The organism is Cupriavidus sp. DF5525, assembly GCF_040149425.2.
Lineage (GTDB): Bacteria > Pseudomonadota > Gammaproteobacteria > Burkholderiales > Burkholderiaceae > Cupriavidus > Cupriavidus pickettii_A.
Genome location: NZ_CP168267.1, coordinates 1,521,992 through 1,540,649, shown reverse-complemented (window position 1 = coordinate 1,540,649; position 18,658 = coordinate 1,521,992). Strand labels below are relative to the sequence as shown.

13 protein-coding genes and 1 pseudogene are annotated in these 18,658 nt (G+C 61.2%); 12 read left to right on the top strand and 2 right to left on the bottom strand.

The window, feature by feature from the left end; translation table 11 throughout:
* The first annotated feature begins 610 nt into the window (after positions 1-610).
* The 8 genes from ABNX08_RS41650 to ABNX08_RS41615 all read left to right on the top strand — a co-directional run bounded on the left by ABNX08_RS41650 (position 611) and on the right by ABNX08_RS41615 (position 12,276).
* A complete protein-coding gene (locus ABNX08_RS41650; protein ID WP_349607627.1) occupies positions 611-1,063 on the top strand; it encodes an Ohr family peroxiredoxin in 453 nt (150 codons plus the stop codon).
* 531 nt (positions 1,064-1,594) lie between these two features.
* A complete protein-coding gene (locus tag ABNX08_RS41645; RefSeq protein ID WP_349607625.1) occupies positions 1,595-2,257 on the top strand; it encodes a response regulator transcription factor in 663 nt (220 codons plus the stop codon).
* A gap of 166 nt (positions 2,258-2,423) precedes the next feature.
* Positions 2,424-2,816, top strand: coding sequence for a response regulator (locus ABNX08_RS41640; protein ID WP_349607623.1), 393 nt, complete (start codon positions 2,424-2,426; stop codon positions 2,814-2,816).
* Entirely contained in the window at positions 2,813-8,317 is a 5,505-nt protein-coding gene (locus tag ABNX08_RS41635) for an AAA family ATPase (protein ID WP_349607621.1), read from the top strand. Before ABNX08_RS41640 ends, ABNX08_RS41635 begins: the two co-directional genes overlap by 4 nt.
* Positions 8,318-8,539: 222 nt before the next feature.
* A complete protein-coding gene (locus ABNX08_RS41630; RefSeq protein ID WP_349607619.1) occupies positions 8,540-9,103 on the top strand; it encodes a lecithin retinol acyltransferase family protein in 564 nt (187 codons plus the stop codon).
* Between the two features lie 58 nt (positions 9,104-9,161).
* Positions 9,162-9,365 (top strand): hypothetical protein, encoded by a 204-nt coding sequence (locus ABNX08_RS41625; protein ID WP_349607617.1) that lies wholly within the window; start codon positions 9,162-9,164, stop codon positions 9,363-9,365.
* A 284-nt stretch (positions 9,366-9,649) separates the two neighbouring features.
* Positions 9,650-10,963, top strand: a complete 1,314-nt coding sequence (locus ABNX08_RS41620; RefSeq protein WP_349607615.1) for an epoxide hydrolase family protein — start codon at positions 9,650-9,652, stop codon at positions 10,961-10,963.
* A 158-nt stretch (positions 10,964-11,121) separates the two neighbouring features.
* Positions 11,122-12,276: an epoxide hydrolase gene (locus ABNX08_RS41615; RefSeq protein ID WP_349607613.1), complete on the top strand. Its 1,155-nt coding sequence runs from the start codon at positions 11,122-11,124 to the stop codon at positions 12,274-12,276.
* 18 nt (positions 12,277-12,294) lie between these two features.
* Here the strand turns inward: ABNX08_RS41615 and ABNX08_RS41610 are convergent, their stop codons facing one another.
* Positions 12,295-13,893: an ATP-binding protein gene (locus ABNX08_RS41610; protein WP_349607611.1), complete on the bottom strand. Its 1,599-nt coding sequence runs from the start codon at positions 13,891-13,893 to the stop codon at positions 12,295-12,297.
* A 636-nt stretch (positions 13,894-14,529) separates the two neighbouring features.
* A complete protein-coding gene (locus tag ABNX08_RS41605) occupies positions 14,530-15,510 on the bottom strand; it encodes a LysR substrate-binding domain-containing protein (RefSeq protein WP_349607609.1) in 981 nt (326 codons plus the stop codon).
* A gap of 113 nt (positions 15,511-15,623) precedes the next feature.
* Here ABNX08_RS41605 and ABNX08_RS41600 point away from each other — a divergent pair, with 113 nt between their 5' ends.
* The 4 genes and pseudogenes from ABNX08_RS41600 (at position 15,624) to ABNX08_RS41585 (ending at position 18,526) form a co-directional block, all read left to right on the top strand.
* Positions 15,624-16,172, top strand: a complete 549-nt coding sequence (locus tag ABNX08_RS41600; protein ID WP_349607607.1) for a DUF4863 family protein — start codon at positions 15,624-15,626, stop codon at positions 16,170-16,172.
* 3 nt (positions 16,173-16,175) lie between these two features.
* On the top strand, positions 16,176-16,886 hold the full coding sequence (locus ABNX08_RS41595) for a nitroreductase (protein ID WP_349607605.1): 711 nt from the start codon (positions 16,176-16,178) through the stop codon (positions 16,884-16,886).
* Positions 16,887-17,222: 336 nt separating this feature from the next.
* Positions 17,223-17,327 (top strand): annotated as a pseudogene (locus tag ABNX08_RS41590) (ArsR family transcriptional regulator); the annotation flags it as partial.
* Positions 17,328-18,190: 863 nt separating this feature from the next.
* On the top strand, positions 18,191-18,526 hold the full coding sequence (locus tag ABNX08_RS41585; protein WP_349607603.1) for a helix-turn-helix transcriptional regulator: 336 nt from the start codon (positions 18,191-18,193) through the stop codon (positions 18,524-18,526).
* Positions 18,527-18,658: the final 132 nt, after the last annotated feature.

The window sequence follows — 18,658 nt, the reverse complement described above, 5'->3', positions numbered from 1 at the left end:
CGCGGATCCTTGAATACAGTCTGGTCGGAAAACGGGGCGCCACCAATTGGATGTCCGTATGGGTTTCGTAAGCCCGGTGAGGGTGTTGCTAAACCGAGGCTCCCAACGGCGCTGGTTGATTCAGCCATTCGGTAACTGCCATAGTCGGCAGGGATGCAGGCCTTCTACCACGGGTATGGGCACCTAAACCAAAACGTTAGGGCGTGTTATGCGCTCTTCGACACGAGAAGTCGAAGCCTGTCGAGATGCCGCTCCATCATCGATGCCCACGGCGGAATATTGCGGCGGACGCGCCCAGGTCTCGCGGCGCCGTTTTCAGGTTCACACTGCCAGCCCTCCACTGAACCAAGGTTCAGTGCGCCCAACCTTGTGCTCTGCGTCTCGACCTACTGGTTTAAGACCGCCTGCGATTCGCGTGCGGCAAGCGTGCGCGTCGACACCAAGAGGTCAAACCGATAGCCCACGGCGCAATACAAGCCAACCGCGCCGCCCGGCATCCTTACTCCCGGGTTGTGAACATCTGCAGTCACACCCGAACGCAACCACTGGTTGCCAAGACGCAGCGAGTGTCCGCGCTTAGGCAACTGGGCTAACCGATGAGGATTTCGCAATGACCACCAAGATCCAGACCGTGCTATTCACGGGTAAGACTCATACGACGGCCAGCCGCCGTGAAGGCGCCCCCCGCGGCGATGAACGCATTGACATCCAACTCTCGACCCCCGGCAAAGCTGGCAACGAGATCGCGTTCACGGCGGTTCAGCTGCATCCGACCGCGGAGCAGCTGTTCGCGGGCGCCTGGTCGGCCTGCTACACCGGCGCGCTCGGCCTCATGGCCAATGCGAAGAAGGTGGCGCTTCCCTCCGACCTGTCCGTTGACATCGAGGTTGATCTAGGCAAGACCGGCGACGCGTATTTTATTCAGGCCCGGTTCCACGTCAGCATGCCCGGCGTTGCACTCGACATCGCCGAAGCCATCGCGCACGCGGCGCACGACGTCTGCCCATACTCGAAGGCAGTTCACGGCAACATCGACGTCGCCATGAAGGTCGTCGCAGCGTGATGGCCGCACGGCCGGTTGGCTCTGTGCATGATCGTCGAACCGGCCGTCGACCGCACCACTGCGCAAACCGCCACGCCAAGGGGGGGCGTCGTGATGAAGCGCCTCATCTTCACCTTACACGTGTCGCGGCCAGCTACGCGGCAATTGTCTCTTATGGCACCCCGAACGCGCTCCGACAACACGACCCCAGACCGAGCCGAAGTCGTTGTCGAGTTGCCGAGCAACCAGCCCGAAGTCCTGACGTTTCGTAGTCACCATGCGGGCGCAAGCCCGCGGGTTTCCTTGCGAAAAGCGCCATTGAGGCGCCTATTCTGCCTTCGCTATGTAGTTACTTAATGACTTGACATCTACGCTCTTTCGCCTATCCTCCTCGATGCTCACCCGAACCGGAACCGCTCATCTCGTCACTACGACGCGCACCTACAAGGGCAAGGTCGACCGATCCCAGTTGCTGCGCCGCAGCTACCGCGAAGGCGGCACCGTGCTGCGGAATTTCATGCGACAAGCTGCAAGGCGATGGAGCGCTTTCCGATGGAACTTCAATCGCTAACGAAAGTGGTGCCGAACTCAGATCCTTGCGTTGTGGTCATCGACGACGACACGCAGTTTCGCGAATCGCTCGAACGACTCTTGCGGTCGGCGGGTCTGCATGCCCGAGCGTTTGCGTCGATAGACGAGTTTGCGAAATCCGAGCCGCCCAATGGTCCTACCTGTCTGGTTCTGGATGTGAGAATGCCAGGAAGGAGCGGGTTGGAATATCAGCGCGATCTTGTCGCGGCAGGCGTGGCGCTCCCCATCGTCTTCATCACCGGACATGGAGACATTCCGATGACCGTGCAGGCGATGAAAGCGGGCGCCCTCGAGTTTCTGACAAAGCCGTTCCGGGATCAGGATCTTCTGGATGCCGTGAATGTGGGGCTCGCCAGGGACCGCGCGCGCCGCGAGAACGAAGCATCCCTGCGCACGCTCAGGGCCCGATTCGAAGAGCTGACGCCGCGTGAACGCGCGATTCTCGTCCAGGTCGTACAGGGTCGGCTGAACAAGCAGATTGCCGGCGACATGGGCATCACCGAAACCACGGTGAAGGTTCATCGAAGCAACATGATGCGCAAGATCGAGGCCGCATCGCTCCCGGATCTCTGCCGAATGGCGGACCAACTCAACCTGCTGCCGAAGAAAGCTGAGCGCTCGTAGTCGCCAAGACCTGGAGTCGACGTTCCTCCAGATGCCCGCCCGCTCATACCTAAACCAAGGCTTAGAGATCCAGCCCCGCTGTGGCAGTACTCTTGGCAACAGAGCGGTAGTCGGTCGTGCCGTCGGGCATGCTGCCGAGGCTGCAAGTGACGCACCGGAAACTTTCGTGCCTGAGCCATTCCTGATCTCCATCGTCGATGACGACCAGTCCTTTCGCGACTCCATGCGAAGACTACTCAGGTCGCACGGCTACACCGTCGCGGTGTTCCCGTCCGCGGCCGAATTCCTCGCGTCCACCCAACTGCCCGCTACCGCCTGCCTGGTCGCTGACGTTCACATGCCCGCCATGACGGGTGCCGAGCTTTACCAGCAACTGGTAGCGACGGGGCACGCCATCCCGACGATCCTGATCACGGCCTATCCGGAGGATGGCGTCCGGCAACGCATGCTGAGCCTGGGCGTCAGAGGCTACCTTCACAAGCCATTGGACGAGGCCGTGCTGATCGATTGCCTTCATCGCGCCTTCGCGCGCGACAGGACGCCTCGAGTCGCGCCATGAACGCGTTCGACGGCGATTTGGGCAATGACTCTGCGGAAGTCCTGTGGGGGGACGCCGAGCGTATCTTCTGCAGACTCAGGAGCGACGATACCGAAGGTGACCGACACGCTTTCATACCCGTCATGTCCGGCGCTCAGCATTCGACGCAAGAGCGCATAAATCGTCTCGCACACGAATACGCACTCAAGGACTACCTCGATGCGGCGTGGGCATTGCGCCCGACAGAACTCGTGCGCGAGCCCGGACGGACGATGCTGGTTGTCGATTTCGCAGGCGGTGAGCCGCTGGACCGCCTGATCCGCCAACCCATGGAAATCGGACGATTTCTACGACTTGCGGTGGCGATGTCGGCCGCGCTCGGCCGGCTTCACGGACGCGGGCTCATCCACAAGGACATCAAGCCTGCCAACGTGATCGTGGAATCGGCGACGGAGCGAGTCTGGCTCACCGGCTTCGGCATTGCATCTCGCCTCCCGCGCGAGCGGCAGTCGCCTGAACCTCCCGAGTTCATCGCAGGCACGCTCGCCTATATGGCACCCGAGCAAACCGGACGCGTGAACCGCTCCATCGATTCCCGAAGCGACCTGTACTCGCTCGGAGTCACCTTCTATGAAATGCTGACCGGCCGTCTTCCGTTCACGGCATCGGAACCGATGGAGTGGGTGCACTGTCACATTGCGCGACTGCCGACAAGCCCCAGCGAGCGATTGGCGAGTATTCCGAGCGCCGTCTCCGCCATCGCCATGAAGATGCTCGCCAAGACCGTCGAGGAACGATACCAGTCGGCGGCGGGTGTCGAGCGCGACCTCCGGCGCTGCCTCTCCGAATGGAACGCGCAGGGGCGCATCCATGATTTCGCGCCGGGCGATGATGACATCCCAGCTCGCCTCATGATCCCCGAGAAGCTCTACGGGCGCGGATCGGAGGTCAACACGCTTCTCGCCGCGTTTGATCGCATCGTCGCTGGGGGGAGGTCCGAGTTGGTGCTCGTCTCCGGATACTCGGGCATTGGCAAATCCGCTGTCGTCAACGAACTCCAGAAGCCGCTGGTTTCTCCTCGCGGGTTGTTCGCGTCAGGCAAGTTCGACCAGTACAAGCGCGACATTCCATATGCCACGCTGGCGCAGGCCTTCCAGGGACTGATCCGGCCGCTCCTGAGCAAGAACGAGGAAGACTTGTGCAAATGGCGCGACGCCCTTCGCGAGGCGCTGGATCCGAACGGACTGCTCATGGTCGAGCTCGTTCCGGAATTGAAGCACATCATCGGGGAACAGCCGCCTGTGCCCGAACTGCCTCCGCAGGATGCGCAAGGGCGCTTTCAGCTGGTATTTCGGCGCTTCATAGAGGTATTCGCGCGGCCCGAGCATCCGCTCGCCCTTTTTCTCGACGATCTGCAATGGCTGGATGCGGCCACGCTCGACTTGCTCGAAGACCTGCTGACGCGCTCCGATCTGAAGCATCTTCTGCTGATCGGCGCTTATCGGGACAACGAGGTCAGCGCCACCCACCCCCTGGTGCGCAAGCTGGACGCCATCCGTCAAGGCGGGGCCGTGCTGCAGGACATCGTCCTCGCCCCGCTGGATTGCGACGACCTGGTGCATTTGCTGGCGGACTGTCTTCACTGCGAACCGAAGCGCGTCGGCCCGTTGGCGCAATTGATTCACGAGAAGACGACCGGCAATCCGTTTTTCGCGATCCAGTTCATTTCCACGCTGGCAGACGAGGGCTTGCTCGCCTTTGACTACGGTGAAGGGCGATGGTCATGGGATCTGGACCTCATCCATGCCAAGGGCTACACCGACAACGTCGTGGAGCTGATGGTCGGGAAACTGAACCGCCTGCCAATGACCACGCAGAAGACGCTGCAGCAGTTTGCTTGCCTGGGAAACAGCGCCGAGTTCGACGTGCTGCGGATGGTCTGTCAGGAATCGATCGAGGCATTGCACGACCACCTGTGGGAGGCGGTTCGGGCTGGCTTGATCTTCCGCTCGAACGACAGGTACCGCTTTCTCCACGACCGCGTGCAGGAGGCGGCCTATTCATTGATCCCCCAGGAACTGCATGCCGAGACACATCTGCGCCTTGGCACACTCCTGGCCGAGCACACGCCTGCGGGGAAGCGGGAGGAGGCCATATTCGAAATCGTCAATCAACTGAACCGCGGCTCCCATCTCATCACCTCGGTCGAGGAGCGGGAGAACGTTGCAGACCTCAATCTGAGCGCTGGTCGGCGCGCAAAGCTCTCGACCGCCTATGTCTCGGCGCTCAAGTACCTCAGAGCGGGCAGCGTCCTCCTTGCAGAGGAAACCTGGGAGCACAACTACACACTCATGTTCTCCATCGAGTACCTGATGGCCGAGTGCGAACTGCTGACGGGAGATATGTTGACGGCCGAGAATCGGCTCTCGCGGTTAGCCGAACGGGCCAGGAGTCGCCATGACTACTGCGTCGCGACTCTGCTGCGGATCAGGCTTTACACCGCGCTGGACAAGAATGACAGCGGGCTCGACGTCTTCCTGGAGTGGCTCCGTCGCGACGGGACCGTATGGCCGAAACATCCGACCCGCGAAGACGCGATGCGCGAATACGAACGAATCTGGATGCGTCTCGGCAGTCGGAAAATTGAAGAACTAGTCGAGCTGCCACTGATAACGGACCCGGATGTCCTTGACACTCTGGATGTCTTCACGGAAGCCGTTACGACATCCTATTTCATCGACGAGCACATGTCATCCCTCATTGTCTGTCGCTTGGTGAATCTCAGCCTCGAACACGGCAACTGCGATGCGTCGTGCTTCGCCTATGTCTGGATGGCGATTGTCGCCGGACCGCGCTTTGACAACTTCCGCGACGGCTTTCGGTTCGCCCAGTTGGGGTATGACCTGGTCGAGAAGCGCGGCCTGATGCGCTATCAGGCTCGAACCTACTTGTGTGTGGGTGCTCTCGTCATGCCATGGACAAAACACCCGGCCAGCGGGCGCGAGTTGATACGCCGAGCGTTCGACGCTGCCTGGCGGCTCGGCGACCTTACCTTTGCCGGTTATAGCCAGAACACCTCGATCACAGTTAGCCTGGCGGTAGGAGATCATCTCGCGGAAGTGCAAAAGGAGGCCGAAGAGGGTCTTGCGTTTTCCAGCAGGGCACGCTTGGGTCTTGTCAGTGCCGCCTGCAGTGCGCACCTTGGGCTGATCCGATCTCTCCGCGGGCTGACCGCGACGTTCGGGCGGATGGATCACGACGACTATAGTGAGCTGGCGACCGAACGCCATCTGGCCAGCAACCCCACTTTGGCCCTCGGCGAGTTCTACTATTGGTGCCGTAAATTGCAGGCTCGTTTCTTTGCCGGAGACCACGCGTCGGCGGTTGATGCCGCGCGGAATGCGCAGCGGCTGCTCTGGTCATCGACCCTGAATTTTGAAAGTGCGGAATTTCAATTCTACGGTGGACTTGCACACGCCGCAGCTTGGGATCTTGTGCCCTCCGATCAGAAGAGGGAGCATTTCGACGCTCTGGCAGCCCACCACAGACAGCTCGAAGCGTGGGCCGAACATAACCCTGTCACGTTCGAGAACCGCGCAGCGATCGTTGGCGCCGAGATCGCACGGATCGAGGGCCGCGTGCTGGACGCCCAGGAGCTCTATGAGAAGGCCGCGCGGTCGGCTCACAAGCACGGCTTTGTCCACAATGAGGCTGTCGCCAACGAACTGGCGGGGCGCTTTTACGCGGCGCGCGGCTTCGAGCGGATTGCGAATACCTACCTGCGGGATGCGCGGAACTGCTACCTTCGTTGGGGCGCTGACGGCAAGGTTCGACATCTCGAGCAGTTGTATCCGCACCTCAGGGTGGACAAGCCGACTCCCGACCTCACCGGCACGATGCTGGCATCCGTTGAGCACCTCGACCTTGCGACCGTGATCAAGGTCTCCGAAGCGGTGTCGGGCGAGATCGTCCTGGAGAAGCTGATCGAAACGCTGGCGCGTACGGCCACTGAGCATGCCGGCGCCGAACGGGGTGTGCTCATTCTTCCGAGAGGGAATGAATATTGGATAGAAGCGGAAGTCACGACCAGCGGCGACAAGGTGGAGGTCCATTTCCGACAAACGAGCGTCAGCGCAGCAGATCTACCGGAGTCCGTCTTCCGCTACGTCCTGCGTACCAAGGAATGCGTGCTGCTGCATGACGCCTCAGGCAAGAACCCTTTCTCCGCCGATGACTACATTCGCAAGCACCATGCGAAGTCGGTACTCTGCCTGCCGATACTCAAGCAGACGAGGCTGCTTGGGGTGCTGTACCTGGAAAACAACCTGACGATCGACGCCTTCACCCCCGCTCGAATGGCAGTTCTCAAGCTGTTGGCATCGGAGGCCGCCATCTCGATTGAGAACGCGCGCCTGTACCGTGACCTTGCCGAACGCGAGGCCAGAATCCGGCGCCTCGTGGATGCCAACATCATCGGGATCTTTTTCTGGGATCTCAAAGGCAGGATTGTCGAGGCGAACAGCGCCTTTCTTCTCATGTTGGGATACGACAGTGAGGATCTCTCCTCAGGGCGTATCCGCTTGACAGATCTGACGCCGCCGGAGTGGCGCGATCGTGATGGGAAAACGTTCGTGCCTGCACTGAAGGCGACGGGTCCAGTGCAGCCCTATGAGAAGGAGTTCTTCCGGAAGGACGGCGGCCGCGTACCTGTTCTGATCGGCGCGGCGACTTTCGAAGAGGATGCATACCAAGGTGTCGCATTCGTGCTCGACCTGACTGAGCGCAAGCGCGCTGCCGACGCGATGCGCGAGGTGCAGATGGAGCTGGCGCACGCGAACCGCCTGGCCACCATGGGACAGCTCGCGGCTTCCATCGCGCACGAAGTCAACCAGCCAATTGGGGCGGCACGCAACAACGCTAACGCGGCATTGCGATTTCTTGCCCGAGATCCGCCAGAACTGGCGGAAGTCAGTGAGGCTCTTGAGTGCGTGGTAAGCGATACCTACCGGGCTGGCGGCATCATCGGTCGGATCCGCGATCAAGTCAGAAAAGTGCCTCCCCGCCAGGAGAGCGTCGACCTGAACGATGCCATCGGCAACGTGATTGCAATCGTGCGAGGGGAGCTGTCGAAGCATTGCGTGACGGTCCACACGCAGCTCGCGGAGGGACTGCCGCCTGTTCGCGGAGATCGGGTTCAATTGCAACAGGTGATGCTGAATCTGATCCTCAATGCGATCGAGGCCATGGCCGGCGTCAGCGCTGAGGTGCGGACATTGGTGATCAGCACCGAATCGAGTCCGTCGCAGGGCCTGCTCGTCACGGTCGCCGACATGGGTCCCGGCATCGCACCGGAGCATCGCGAGCGGGTTTTCGAATCCTTCTACACCACAAAGTCCGGCGGCCTGGGAATTGGCCTGTCGATCTGCCGGTCCATCATCGACGCCCACGGTGGAAAACTGTGGGCGGACGCCCACCGGCCGCACGGCGCCGCTTTCAGGTTCACGTTGCCGGCCCTTCACTGAACCAAGGTTCAGCGCGCCCATCCATGTGCGCAGGCTCTCGGCCCGCTGGCTGAAGACCGCCTGCGTTTCGCGTGCGACAGTCGTGCACGTCGATACCAGGAGGTCGAACCGATCGACCACGGCGCAATACAAGCCAACCGCCGCGCCCCGCATGCTTGCTCCCGGGCTGTGAACATTTGCAGTCACACCCGAACGCTACCACTGGTTGCCAAGGAGTTCGTCATGCAACAGACGCCGTCGGCGAACGCGGTCGAGGAGAGACCCACAGCAAACGCAGGCCACGACCCTCGATCGAGATTCCGCGAGGCCGACATGACCAGCGCAGCGACCGAATCGACCGCTGCGCGTGACGCGCACTTTCCGCTCGGCGCGCACATCGTGACGCCTCGCGGCTGGTACACGCATCACGGCATCTACGTCGGAGCAGGGCAGGTCGTCCACTACGAAGGCCTGTCTTCATCGCTGCGCCGCGGTCCGGTCGCGAAGGTCAGCCTCGCCGAGTTCGCCCAAGGCCACCCGGTGCGGGTGCACGGTGAGGCGGACGTGGCGTATTCCGGTATCGAAGTCGTAGCCCGTGCCTGCTCTCGCCTGGGCGAAGACGCCTACGACGTTCTGCGTAACAACTGCGAGCACTTCTGCTCCTGGTGCCTGACCGGAGCCGCTCGCAGCCAGCAAGTTGAGCGCCTGTTGTTGAGTTCGCGCGCGGTCGCGCGCGCCGCTCACGTGCTGGCCAGCCTGGTCAACGGGTGGAGTACCGCCCGCGATGCACTGGCTCTCATCAGCTGACCCACCTCTCAACGCCCGTCTGTAGCCGGTTGTCGATCCGAGTACGCTGCGGATCCACATGGCCGGCCCTGGAAAGGTGCCCGGCGACGGACGCGCCGCACAGCGGTACGTCGTCAACGATCTGCTGCAGGGCTACTGCTTTGTGACCGCAGTAGCGAGGGCGGACGCCGCGACGGCCGCCGTCGTGGTGGCGGCCCCCGACGCTGCGCTGCTGATGCCTTCCGAACGCGACAATCGTCTTGCCCGCATCTATCCTGGTTGACGCTGTCCACCCATCGGCCTTGCGGTACCGTTTTCAGGTTCACGCTGCCAGGCCTGTACTGAACCAGGGTTCAGTGCGCCCAACCATGTGCGCAGGCCCTCGGCCCGCTGGTTGAAGACGGCCTGCGTTTCGCGTGCGGCAGTCGTGCACGTCGATACCAGGAGGCTGAGCCGATCAACCACGGCGCAATACAAGCCAACCGCCGCGCAGCGCAAGCTTACTCCCGGGTTGTGAACATTTGCAGTCACACCCGAACGCAACCACCGGTTGCCAAGGAGTTCGCCATGCAACAGACGCTCGATTTCGGTCGCCGTCTCTTTTGCAGAGCTGCAGCGGCAACCGCTGCAAGCACCCTAGGTCTTCTCAATCTTTCAAAGAGGTCTCACGCCATGACTCAAGTTGCACAACAGATCGGCACCGACGGCGTTGCCATCCGTCCGTTTCATGTGAATTTTCCGGAGTCCGATCTCACCGAATTGCGCCGGCGCGTCGCCGCCGCCCGGTTGCCGGAGCGGGAAACCGTCACGGACTTTTCGCAGGGCGTTCCGCTCGCGACCACGCAGAAACTCGCGCGTTACTGGGCCAGCGAATATGACTGGCGCAAAGTCGAGGCACGCCTCAATGCCGTGCCGAACTTCATCACCGAGATCGATGGTCTCGACATCCACTTCATCCACGTGCGCTCGAAGCACGAAAATGCCTTGCCAGTGCTCATCTCGCACGGCTGGCCGGGCTCCATCGTCGAGCAGCTCAAGCTCATCGAGCCGCTCACCAACCCGACCGCACATGGTGGCACCGCCGGCGATGCCTTCCACGTGGTGATTCCGTCCATGCCGGGCTACGGTTTCTCGGGCAAGCCGACCGAGACTGGCTGGGGGTCCGAGCGCATCGCGCACGCGTGGACTGTGCTGATGAAGCGCCTCGGGTACACGAGTTACGTGGCGCAAGGCGGCGACTGGGGTGCGGTCGTCGTCGACCAGATGGGCGTACTGGCACCCAAGGAATTGCTGGCCATCCATACCAACATGCCCGGCGTGATTCCGCCTGCGATCGACGCTGCGGCTCTCGCCGGCGCGCCGGTGCCAGCCGGTCTTTCCGCGGATGAAAAGCATGCCTACGAGCAGGTGGCGGCCTTCTACAAGAATGTCTACTACGCCTTGTTCATGGGGACGCGTCCGCAAACTCTGACCGCGCTGGCAGATTCACCCATCGGCCTTGCCACCTTCATGATCGACCACGATGCGCGCAGCCTCGAGCTCATCTCGCGCTCCTTCAACGGAGTCCCTGAAGGTCTCTCGCGCGACGATGTGCTCGACAACATCACGCTGTTCTGGCTGACGAACACCGGGGTTTCCGCGGCCCGTCTCTACTGGGAGAGAAAGGTCGGCTTCTTTACGCCAAAGGACGTCAAGATCCCCGTGGCCGTGAGCGCTTTCCCGGACGAACTCTTCCAGGCGCCGAAGAGCTGGGTCGAGCAGGCCTATCCCAATCTCATCCACTACAACAAGCTTCCCCACGGCGGTCACTTCGCGGCCTGGGAGCAGCCTAAGGTCCTCACCGAAGAGCTGCGTGCGAGCTTCAGGTCGCTGCGCGCGTAACGGGCTCGAGGAAGCTCCATGGATGAAGCATTGTCTGTGGAGCTTCCGGAGCCCGCCTTGACAGTGGTGAAGAAGGGGCCTCGGGCAGCCCGGAGCAACGGATTGCCCGTCGCCCAAGTGGTTGCGCATGCGCCCAAAGATCACAGGAGAAAGACGAGATGGAACCATTTCGCGTCGATGTGCCCGATGAAGTGCTTAACGATCTGCACGCGCGTCTCAAGCTCACGCGCTGGGCCGACGACTTCGCCAACGAGGGCTGGCAGTATGGCACCAACACCGCCTACCTCAGGGAACTGGTGGCCTACTGGATCGACAGCTACGACTGGCGCAAGCAGGAACGCGCAATCAACGCGTATCCGCAGTTCCGCACCGAGATCGACGGTGTGCCGATCCACTTCATCCACGTGCGCGGAAAGGGCCCCAATCCCAAGCCGCTGATCCTCTCGCACGGTTGGCCCTGGACATTCTGGGAATATCACAAGGTAATCGGCCCCCTCAGCGATCCCCACTCACACGGTGGCGATCCCGCCGATGCCTTCGACCTGGTGGTGCCGTCTTTGCCTGGCTACGGATTCTCCACGCCGCTGCGCAAGCCTGGCGTCAATTTCTGGCGCACTTCCGGGCTTTGGGTGAGGCTCATGGAACGGCTGGGCTATCCGCGATTTGCTGCGCACGGCGCCGATTGGGGCGCGCTGATCACGGCCGACCTGGGGCACCGCTATCCCGAGCGTGTGATGGGCGTCCACTTCCCGATGGTGCTGCCGCTCGACCTGTTCAGTGGCGGCATGCCGGTGCCCGAAGACTACGACGCCGACGAAGCGCCGATGGCTGCACGCCTGCAGAACTTCTTCGCCACCGAGTCGGCCTACTCGGCGCTGCAAAGCACCAAGCCGCAGACGATTGCGGCAGCGCTCAACGATTCACCAGTGGGACTGGCGTCGTGGATACTGGAAAAGCAACGCAGCTGGAGCGATTGCCACGGTGACGTCGAAGCCCGCTTCAGCAAGGACGACCTGCTGACCACGATCATGATCTACTGGGTCACGCAGAGCTACGGCACGTCGGCGCGCTACTACTACGAGGCTGCACACAATCCCTGGACGCCGGTGCACGACCGCATGCCCGTGGTCGAGGCTCCAGTCGGCATTTCGGTGTTGCCGGAAGAAATATGCAGCGCCCCGCGCCGCTGGGCCCAGCGCTACTACAACCTCAGGCAGAGGCGGCATCACGCCAGCGGCGGACACTTCGCGGCCTGGGAAGAACCGCAGGCCATCATCACGGACGTCCGGGATTTCTTCCGCGTGCTGAGCTGACTCCTCGAGGGTTCCACTTCATTGACTCGGAACAGCCCCCTTTCTTGTCAATTTCAGCGCCGCGTCCAGTGCCACCATAAACTCATTGAGCTTGATCGGCTTGGTCAGGTAGCGGAAGAATCCTGCTTTTAGCCCCTTCTCGATGTCGCGTGGCATCGCATTTGCGCTGAGAGCGATGACTGGAATGTGCGCCGTCGTGGCGTCTTCGCGCAGGAGTTCCAGCGCTTCGACGCCGTTGATGTCTGGCAGATGGATATCCATCACGATTACCTCTGGCAACGAAGTGCGCGCGAGCTCGACGCCGAGGAGCCCGGTCACCGCGGTCAGCAGGCGCAGATCGGCACGGCGCGCTATCAGTTGCTCGACCAGCTTCAGATTTGCGGGGTTGTCTTCGACATACAGCAGGGTATGAACCGTAGAGCGGTTCTCCACTTGCGCGTTGGCATCCACTGCAGGTTGGGCACTCACACCTGTCATTTCCGGGGCGCTTGCGGCAATCAGTTCGACCCAGAATACGCTGCCGACGCCAACCGTACTTTCGGCGCCGATGGCCCCTCCCATCAGTTCGACCAGTCGCTTGGCCACCACCAGGCCGATGCCCGTACCTTCCTCGGGGCCGGCTTCTTGCCCGAGGCGATTGAATGGCTGAAATAGTTGCGCCAGCCGATCAGGTGGCAATCCCTCGCCGGTGTCGTGCACGCTGATGCGAACTCGGTCCCCTGTGGCCACGCTGCATTGCACCTCGACCGTTCCCCGGTCGCGGTTGTATTTGGTGGCATTGGAAAGCAGGTTGAGCAGGATCTGCTTCAGCCGGGTGCGATCAGCGCGGACAAAACACGGGAAATCGAGCAATGGAAAACGCATGCGAATGCCGCGTTTGAGCGTTTGTTGCTCGATCATCGAGTGGCATTCATGCAAGGCTTCAGCAAGGGAAACCGGCTCCAGCGACAGCGACGCCTGTCCAGCCTCTATCTTCGCGAGATCCAGTACCTCATTTATCAGTTCCAGCAAATGCCATCCCGCCTTCAGAATCTGGTCGATGCTGGCCTGCTGCGAAGGCGTTGGCGGCGGTGAATCCGAGGCCATCAACTGCGCGAAGCCAAGGATCGCATTCAAGGGGCTACGCAACTCATGGCTCATGCTCGACAGAAAATCTGATTTGGCGCGGTTAGCGCTTTCAGCCGCCGCCTGCGCCTGCTTTTGGTCCTCGATGTCAGTGCAGGTCGCAAACCACTTTACGATCTTTCCATCGGCGTCTTTAAAAGGTGCTCCGCGGGCGAGGTGCCATCGATAGACGCTATCGGATGCTCTTTTCAAACGGAATCCGACTTCATACTCGCACCCGCTCGCAACGGCGCTCCTCCAGCGGTCGATGGTGTCTTGCACATCATCTGGGTGTATGACGACGGTCCAGGCGCCAAGTTGAGTTTGCTCGAGCGTGAGTCCTGTATAGGTGAACCATCGCTGGTTGCAGTAGTCGATCCAGCCATCCGGATTGGCAGTCAGAACGATATGGGGTATTCCGTCGGCGAGCAATCTAAAGTGCTGTAAGCCCTCCTCAAACCCGGAGGCTGAGGAAGCAAGCTTTGCCGATCGGTGCAACGGTTGCCTGCGCATGATCTGCCACCCATAGTCGCTGCCTGAATAATCCCATTAGGGAGAAGCCGTCCAGTACCGGCTGTGTCGGACCAAATAGAACTCTTGACGAGGATATGCTCTGGGGTCGTTTGTGCAAGCTCGCGCGTATGCGTAATCCCGGCGGCTGCTCAAGGTAACCCCGAGACACCAGACTTCTCAATTTGTGATCGATCAGACTGGCGAAAGGTACCCTACATCTGAGCAGGCAGCGGTACTCGAGAGCGACATTGTCGGCCCCTCAAAGTCCCACTTTGGCTCCGCAACCCGGAGTGAGGCACCCGCAGCCGAAGTCAATGCCCCGCATGACAGGGCCTTCTCGTCGTTCTGACGGGCGATGAGGGACAGCAGCGTCTCCCCCGGCCGGGCAGTGTGATCGTCCGTTCGTACCTTTGTTGTGAAGACGATACTCCAAGACAGGACCCTTTTTGGGGCAGGCAGCTGACCTGCTCGACGCTCTGGTGCCTTGGCGTGACCAGCAATGACGACTTTACTTCGCTGAGTGTAAATTATTGATTTTATTCATGTTACGTCCGGTTGCGATGCTGCTCCACTGTCGTTCCCCGGTCCGCAACAGACTGGAGTTCCCCGCTCCAGCAACGGGCGCGCATGCCATGACTACTCAAGCGCCTCTTCAGCGGTTCGGGCTGTCTTCGCGATCATCTCGCGCAGCCAGGCGTGACCCACGTCGTGGTCGTCGCGGCCATGCCAAACCGCACGCATGGTCTCACTTCCAGCTTGGTACGGCGGATGTCGGCGAATCAGGTCGCCGCTCTTTGTAAGTGCCAGGGCCAAGGACGCGGGCACAATGGACAGCATGTGCGTATCACGAAGCAGCGCTGGAATGGCGAGCGAGTGCGGGACGGTGACTCTCAGCCGCGGAGCCTCCTTCGATTCAAGGAGCGCCTTCTCTAGCGCACGCCGGTCGAACATCTCCGACTGGCGCGCGAGGCCACGCTCAACGATGAAACCCCCTACCGCGCCTTCCTCCTCCCCGCCAACGGATAGGGTGACAAGCGGGTACTTCGCCAAATCGCGGAGTGTGAGCTTCCGGCGGGAAGCAGGATGTCCCTTGTACATCAAGATGGACTCTCCCTGGGACATCAGCGTTCGCGAGTTCAGGCGGGGTGGAACTTGGGAAAAGATGCCGATGGCAAGATCGATGCGTCCCAGGTCGATCTGCTCAGCCAAATCGAGCCGCGTGGACGGCCGGATGACGAGGTCGACGCCCGGGGCGACCTTTTGCAGTTCGCGGGACAAAGGCGCAACGATCACTTCAGTGACGTGATCGTTCGCCGCGATGACGAATCGCCGTCTGGATGTATCTGGAGAAAACGGCTCCACGCCCAGGGCGTCCTCGATGCGGCGCAGCGAGTCCAGCAGGATTGGCGCCATCGCCGTTGCACGCCCGGTCGGCACCATGCCCTTCCCCATGCGCATGAAAAGCTCGTCGCCAACAAGCTCGCGCAGCCTTCGGAGCGCGTGGCTAACGGCCGATTGCGTGAGATTGAGGCGTTTGCCCGCCAGTATCAGATTGCGCTCCTCGTAGACGGCCTCGAACACCTTCAAAAGGTTCAGGTCCGTGCGGCCGATGCTCATGATCTCGCTCCATCAATTGAATGCTGTTCATTATGCAATTGTAAAGACATCAATTCCATTCAATTCACGGTTGGAGCATGATCAGGTCCAGCCTTTTGACTGGAAGCGAAACCATGACGGCCGAACCCCTCATCAAAGATCGAGAAGCGCTGATCGCGCGCTGCATACCCTTCCTTGAGGAAGTGAAGGACCTGACCGCCAGCACCGCGGTCGAGCGCTGGTTGAACCAGAAGTACGGACCTGACAGCGAGCTCTACGAAACCCTGTCTCGCCTGGTAAGGAAGGGCGTGGAGGACGGCTGGGCAGCGAATGTCCAGATCGACGGCCCAACTTACCGCCGCAGCCGCATCTCGGCGCCCTCAGAGCGCACGCTCCATTTCAGCATCACAGCTGTGTACATGGATAGCACCGGCAATCAGCAAGGGCACCCTGACCATCGATTCCGAGGGCAGTATCACGGTCATCCTTATGGCGAGTTCAACATGGTCGTTCCGCTAGATCCCGGCGCCGCCCTGAACGGGCCCAATGGCTGGTGTTCCAGAGGCTGGACCGCCCCGGCGCCAGGCAGTCATCACTATCCTGAAGCGAAAGGTGGCGCCGTTATCGCGCTGTTCTTCCTGCCGTCCGGTCGGATTTCCTACCACGACGTCCCGCAGGAGTAGTCCATGGTTCAGACAGCAATTGAATGGTCCCAGGAGGCGGTCGTGAGATGCGTCGCCACCGTCATGAGCTCGCGCCAGGCGGTTCGCGCCTTCAAGCCTGAGCCGCTGCGCCGGGAACTCGTAGAAGAAATCCTGGAAGAGGCAACGACGGCCCCGAGCGGGGCCAACATCCAGCCTTGGCGAGTGTATGTGGTCAGCGGCGCGGTCAAGGATGAATTGGCCAACGTCCTGGTCGCTGCCTCCCGCGCCGGGACCGCCCCCCCGCCCGCCCACTTCCCTGAGCCGTTGCCAGACGTGTTCCGCGCGAGACTGACTGATTTCGGCGCGCGTTACTACGCTTCGCTCGGGATCGATCGCAACGACACCGCGGCGCGCATGCGCCAGACGGAGCAGAACTTCTCATTCTTCGGCGCGCCGGTGGGTCTCATCATCAGCATCGACCGCAGATTGAAGCCGCACAGCTGGATCGACATCGGCCTCTTCGCGCAGAACCTGATGATCGCCGCCAAAGCGCGTGGCATCGACACATGCCCGCAGGTTTCCTTCGCGCCGTTCCATGACCTGATCGCGTCGCATCTGCACATGCCATCGGAGGAAGTCACCGCCTTCGGTATGTCCATGGGATACGGAGACCCGGAGGCCAGGGTCAATCAAACACGGATGCCACGGGAGCGCGTGCAGGACTTCGCGCGGCTCTTCGGGTTTCCGGCCTGAAACTCCCGCCGATCCTCCGGCAGATGTCGCTGGAGCCGGCGCCATTTCAGACTCGCGGGTCGGGTCAAATCGGTAGCGCTTCAGAGGACGCTCTACAAGAAGCGACATCATTCTGTGCGACACGGCGTAGGCTGCGCCTTGTCCAGCGCCAGCCGCACCCTCACGCTCGCTGGCGCCTGCTACCCAAGCCTCTCAACGACTGCTTGCCAGATTCTCTTCTCCCGGTTCCAGCTTGCGCCATCGCAGCAGCACAGCCAGGACCAGCCTATCCGAGCAAACCTATCAAGATAGTCGTCCCATTCGCGCCCGGTGGCACGAGAGACGTGCTGGCTCGTCATACTTGAGCAACTGACGCCGATATCGGGCATCGAAAAGATCCGCTCCAGCTTTGCGCTGAAGCAGGTGCGCTACAAGACTGCGCTGCCTCTTCCTTCACTTTAATGATTGCTCAGCTGAGCAATCTTGCTGAACCGACCCAGTGGGGGCTGAGTACCACCGGCAGCACGCGCTTCGCCCGCACCGGGCACGTCCTGGCCATGCGTTCGGTATCGCCGAGGGTCACGTCAAAGAAGGATGTGGACGGATTCAAGCAGTCCGGACGAGCGCGCGTTCGCGGACCGGGGGGCAACACTCGGACGCGCCGCGACACATCGCGCGTTTAACGCGACGGTTGGGGCGTCCGGCTTGTCAGGGGGTAGGCGTGGCGGCGATGCATGCCAGTGTTATTCGCGTGCCCAGCGCACCTCGTTAAGAGTTCCGCATTCGGCCTCGATGATTTCGCCCGTATGGAGCAGGCGCATTTCGCGGAAACTGCCTGCGACCAGTTGCACGCCCACCGGCAGGCCTAGGCATAAACCACGGCTCAGAGCCACATTGAGTCGTCAGGTCATGGACAAGTCTAGCAAGTATGTACGCTTGGATGCCGCCCCGAGAAGCCATCGAAGTGGCGGTGGCTGACACAGGCGGCGAAGTCAGGTATGTGGGGCGAGATCGTGAATACGCCGGAGGCGATCAGGAAGGCTGATCATGCAGCTCAAACGTGGCGGCGCCCGACCCTCATTCCGCACGTAGCTGGGCCGGGTGGTCATGTGCTGCATCGGCAACTGCTCGAAGGGTAGTGCAGAGATTAAAACGCAATTAATCGCCAAGCTTTCACGTACAACCGTGCGTAAGCTGGCTGGCATAAGGCCGTTCCCCTCGGAATAGAGCGCAACCATTACCGTTGCGGAGTATAATTTCATGATCATGAAACAATTTGGCGAGCAGCCTCCTCGCTGACTTCCCTCTTCACGAGACGGGCCTCCATGCCGCGACCACTACCTGATCCGACGCCACCTTCGCGCGCAACAATTCGCACCATTCATCAACTGGGCGACCGCATTCGAGCAACCCGCGCAGCGGAAGGGATGCCCATTGACCAGGCGGCGAGAACTTGCGCTGTCTCCGTCGGCATGCTGTCCAAGCTAGAAAATGGCAAGGGCGTCAACCTCGAGCACGCCCTGCGTGTATTGGACGGACTGGGTTTGACGATGCTGGTCGTTCCCAAGGCGCATGCGCCTTGGCTCGAACAGGCAGCAGCCCATGCGGCCAAGACCGGCGAGGATGCTGCCAGGGAACAGCATGCCTGGCTGGAAGGGTAGAGACGCCGATCAGGATGGGCGTCAATCTCGTATGCGGTCCTCGATCGGTGCGGAAATGCCATTCACTTGGGCTTGCTGACGCGCCTTCCGCCTTGCTGAGAGCTCTTGTCTCGATTCAGCTTGGTTACGCGC

What these genes read in the sequence shown, in the direction of transcription:
- ABNX08_RS41620 (WP_349607615.1), top strand. Translation starts at nt 9,650, where the DNA reads ATGCAACAGACGCTCGATTTCGGTCGCCGTCTCTTTTGCAGAGCTGCA.
- ABNX08_RS41605 (WP_349607609.1), bottom strand. Translation starts at nt 15,510, where the DNA reads ATGAGCATCGGCCGCACGGACCTGAACCTTTTGAAGGTGTTCGAGGCC.
- ABNX08_RS41650 (WP_349607627.1), top strand. Translation starts at nt 611, where the DNA reads ATGACCACCAAGATCCAGACCGTGCTATTCACGGGTAAGACTCATACG.
- ABNX08_RS41595 (WP_349607605.1), top strand. Translation starts at nt 16,176, where the DNA reads ATGGTTCAGACAGCAATTGAATGGTCCCAGGAGGCGGTCGTGAGATGC.
- ABNX08_RS41635 (WP_349607621.1), top strand. Translation starts at nt 2,813, where the DNA reads ATGAACGCGTTCGACGGCGATTTGGGCAATGACTCTGCGGAAGTCCTG.
- ABNX08_RS41615 (WP_349607613.1), top strand. Translation starts at nt 11,122, where the DNA reads ATGGAACCATTTCGCGTCGATGTGCCCGATGAAGTGCTTAACGATCTG.
- ABNX08_RS41630 (WP_349607619.1), top strand. Translation starts at nt 8,540, where the DNA reads ATGCAACAGACGCCGTCGGCGAACGCGGTCGAGGAGAGACCCACAGCA.
- ABNX08_RS41645 (WP_349607625.1), top strand. Translation starts at nt 1,595, where the DNA reads ATGGAACTTCAATCGCTAACGAAAGTGGTGCCGAACTCAGATCCTTGC.
- ABNX08_RS41625 (WP_349607617.1), top strand. Translation starts at nt 9,162, where the DNA reads ATGGCCGGCCCTGGAAAGGTGCCCGGCGACGGACGCGCCGCACAGCGG.
- ABNX08_RS41585 (WP_349607603.1), top strand. Translation starts at nt 18,191, where the DNA reads ATGCCGCGACCACTACCTGATCCGACGCCACCTTCGCGCGCAACAATT.
- ABNX08_RS41610 (WP_349607611.1), bottom strand. Translation starts at nt 13,893, where the DNA reads ATGCGCAGGCAACCGTTGCACCGATCGGCAAAGCTTGCTTCCTCAGCC.
- ABNX08_RS41600 (WP_349607607.1), top strand. Translation starts at nt 15,624, where the DNA reads ATGACGGCCGAACCCCTCATCAAAGATCGAGAAGCGCTGATCGCGCGC.